Source organism: Carnobacterium sp. (assembly GCF_049673005.1).
GTDB lineage: Bacteria > Bacillota > Bacilli > Lactobacillales > Carnobacteriaceae > Carnobacterium_A.
Map to the genome: position 1 here is coordinate 1 of NZ_JBATXB010000072.1, position 3,837 is coordinate 3,837.

At 36.8% G+C, this 3,837-nt stretch carries 4 protein-coding genes; all 4 read left to right on the forward strand.

Annotated features, from left to right (window positions below; all coding sequences use genetic code 11):
* Positions 1 to 497 precede the first annotated feature (497 nt).
* The gene (locus WBF61_RS05795) at positions 498 to 1,541 is read left to right on the forward strand and encodes an NAD(P)/FAD-dependent oxidoreductase (RefSeq protein WP_424254742.1); all 1,044 of its coding nucleotides are present in this window, start codon (positions 498 to 500) and stop codon (positions 1,539 to 1,541) included.
* A gap of 25 nt (positions 1,542 to 1,566) precedes the next feature.
* Entirely contained in the window at positions 1,567 to 2,589 is a 1,023-nt protein-coding gene (locus WBF61_RS05800; protein ID WP_424254743.1) for an ABC transporter substrate-binding protein, read from the forward strand.
* A gap of 25 nt (positions 2,590 to 2,614) precedes the next feature.
* Entirely contained in the window at positions 2,615 to 3,682 is a 1,068-nt protein-coding gene (locus WBF61_RS05805; RefSeq protein WP_424254745.1) for a FecCD family ABC transporter permease, read from the forward strand.
* Positions 3,683 to 3,685: 3 nt separating this feature from the next.
* On the forward strand, positions 3,686 to 3,837 hold a 152-nt coding region (locus tag WBF61_RS05810), incomplete at its 3' end, for an ATP-binding cassette domain-containing protein (RefSeq protein ID WP_424254747.1).

The following is a 3,837-nucleotide window of genomic DNA, read 5'->3' on the forward strand; positions in this document are numbered from 1 at the left end:
CCCATGCATTACTGAATTTGGTAATCTAATTGACCTTCTTATAGATAAAACCCAATAAAACGTATTTGAATTGTAACAAGTTACTTTGTTGGTGAGTTAGCCTTTTAAAAGTAGATTTAATCTAATAATTTATGAAAGCCAAAAACCAGGTCTTAAAAAAGCTCGTAAAGCTTCACAATTCTCAAAACGTTAAGAAACCAAATTATACAAAAAAGAGGATTGCCTTATGGCAGTCCTCTTTTTTTAGTATAATGAAAGAAATTCGTAAATACCCTTTTAGGGTTTCTACTTGTAAACTCTCTTTATATCCTATGACTATTTAAATGATTTGGTGCGCGTTTGTGAATATTTTCTCATTACTATTTACTTTGACTCAGAACAATCATATAATTGATAATGAAAATCATTCTCAATTATATAAGTCGTTTAATAATTGAATTTCGGATGTAATGAACGACTCGATAGATAAATAGAAGCCTTTTAGAGAGGAAGAGACTGTGGAAGTATACGATGTAACAATAATCGGCGGTGGACCTGCGGGACTGTATAGTTCTTTTTACTCAGGATTGCGTGCGATGAACGTTCAGATAATTGAGGCTCAGCCATATTTAGGAGGAAAGTTAAATCTATATTCTGAAAAAATTGTCTGGGATGTGGGTGGAATTCCACCAATGCCTGCGGGTCAATTTATTCAACACTTAGTTAATCAAGCCAAAACTTTTCAACCAACCATACGAAATGGTGAAAAAGTTACTAGCTTAAAAAAAAGAGCAGATGGAAATTTCCAACTGGAAACGACAAAAGGCAAAACGTATTTAACGAAAACAATTTTACTAGCGATGGGTAATGGTACTCTAGATCCTAGTCCTACTCCTTTTTTTACTAATAAAGGAGAACCATTAAAAAACGTCCAGATAGCTGTTACTGATTTTGAAGCGTTGAAACAAAAAAGAGTCTTTATTTCTGGTGGCGGGCAATCAGCGATTGATTGGGCAAATACTTTAGCACCAATCGCAAAAGAAGTTACATTGGTTTACCGAAGAGAAGCATTTAAAGCTCATGAATCAGAAATTGAAAGAGTAACAAGTGGTCTTGTGAAGTGTAAACTGCAAGCGGATTTAGTAGATAAAAAGCTTAGTGCAGATGGCAAAATAATTGAGGCAATAACCATTCGTAATAAAGAAACGGCTGAAGAAGAGATGATTTTAGTGGATGAAGTGATTGTCTGTCATGGCTTCAATCAGAAAAATGAATTGTTTGAGCAAAATGATGTTGGCTTAGAAGTTTTCAATGAGTATTATGTTGAAACAACACCGCAAACTAAAACAGCAATCCCGGGTATTTTTGCTTTAGGAGATGCGGCAAGTTATTCCGGTAAGGTTCATTTGATAGCAGGAACTTTTCACGATGCTATTAATGCTGTCAATGCGGCAAAATTATACATTGATCCAAAGGCCGATGCGATAGGAACGGTATCAACTTATGCGGATAAGTTAAAACCAAAAGTAGCGAAGATTTGGGAACAATACACAACTGAATAAAAATAGATTAATGGGGGAATAAAAAATGAGTAAATTAAAGAAGATGACCTGCCTGGGTTTAATGGCAATGGCAACAGTAATGCTAGGTGCGTGTGGACAAACCGATTCTACAAATAATGAGGCGAGTACGAATAAAGATTCTGCAGCATTCCCCTTAACCTTAGAGAATTATACGGGATCCTCAGATGGAGCAGAATTTAGTGCAAAAGATATAACCTATAAATCTCGTCCAACGTCCATCGTTGCCAATAACCAAGGAACAGCAGAGTTGCTTCTTCAACTTGGATTAGGAGAAGATATGGTAGGTGTAGCAGCACTATATGGTGAAGGCGATAAAACAGTTGCTGAAGAGTTCTCTAAAATTCCAGTTCTATCTAAAGAATATGTAGGAAAAGAATTGGTCGTGGGAGCTGATCCGGATATTGTTATCGGTCGAGGCCAATTATTTGCAAGTGCTGAGTGGGGAACCGGTACGGTTGAAGAATTAAACGAACTAGGTATTCAAACGTATATTCAAGCAACGTCAACGAGTGAAGCTACTTTTGATGATTTATATACAGATATTAAGAATTTAGGCCAATTATTTACCGTCGAAGAAAAAGCTCAAAAATTTTCAGATGACATACAAAAACGGATGGATAAACTAGTCGAATCCATTCCTGCTGACCAAGAAACAATGGACTACGCGTACATCTTTGATGCAGAAGGTACGAACGTGAACAGTTATAGTGGCTCAACCGATACGTACTTAAATGATGCATTGAGTCATATGAAGCTAAACAATATCTTTTCTGACACAACGGGTGAAATTAGTGTGGAGGCTTTGTTAGAAGCTAATCCAGACGTTTTGTTGCTAGTCAATTATACTGGTGGGCGTGATCCTAAAGAGAGTCTAGCTGATTTAAAAGCGAATGAGGCCCTTTCAAGTTTAACGGCTATTAAAGAAGACCGTATTTATACTGTCGACTACAATCAATTTTGGAGTTATGGGTATCAAATTTTGAGTGGGATGGAAGAACTTAGTACCCAAGTGTACGCAACAAATTAATGCCTAGCCAGAAAGGAAGAAAGGGATGAGCCGCATCGATAAGCAACGTCAATTATTTTATATCAGTTTACTCCTATTTACTGTATTGATCATTCTTTCGATAGGAATTGGTGTTACGGTCGGACAAGTTGCGGTACCTCTTACTGAATCTTTTCAAATCTTAATCAACCATCTTTCAGGAGGACTAATGGGTGATTTATCTAATTTATCTTCTGATGCTTATGAGAACATTATCTGGCAAATCCGTTTCCCGAGAGTACTATTGGCGATGCTCACAGGTATGGGGTTGTCATTGGCTGGAGCAGTGATGCAAACAACGGTCCAAAACCCGCTTGCTGATCCTTACATCTTGGGGATTTCATCGGGTGCTTCTCTAGGAGCAACGTTTGCCATAATGATTGGTTTTGGTGGAACAAGCATACTAGCTCAATTAGGTTTATCTTTTTGGGCATTTTTAGGAGCAGTGACGGCGGCATTTTTAGTCTTATTGTTATCCAATGTAGGCGGGCAAGTTAATTCTATTAAGCTTATTTTATCTGGAATGGTATTGAATGCGTTGTTTACTGCATTTTCCAATTTTATCATCTATCTAGCCAATGATGCAGAAGGAATTCGCTCGATTACATTTTGGATGATGGGAAGTCTGGCAGGAGCAAGCTGGTCTAAACTACCTTTAATTGCGGCAGTTGTTCTGATTTGTTTTGTGTTCTTTCTAACTCAAGAACGGGTGTTAAATATTATGTTGTTAGGTGATGAAGCAGCGATTACGCTTGGAGTTAATTTAAATTTTTATCGTAAACTCTATCTAGTTATTGCGGCAATTCTAACAGGAATCATTGTTGCAAATAGTGGGATGATTGGTTTTGTTGGATTGATTATACCGCATATTATCCGTGGAATCGTAGGCTCCAATCACCGTTATTTTTTACCGTTATCCGTTTTTTCGGGTTCTTTATTTATGGTCTGGTCTGATATTTTGTCTCGTATTATTTTACCATCGATTGAGTTACCGATTGGTATATTAACCTCGTTAATTGGTGCTCCATTGTTTATTTATATTTTTGTTAAAAAAGGTTATGAGTTTGGAGGATGAAAAATGAAATTAACGGTTGATAATGTATCGGTATCGATTGCTTCCAAAAAAATTGTAGAACACATTTCTTTGCAGGTTAATGACAATCAATTTGTTGGGTTAATTGGGCCGAATGGCTGCGGGAAGTCGACTTTATTAAAAAGTATTTCAAAAAT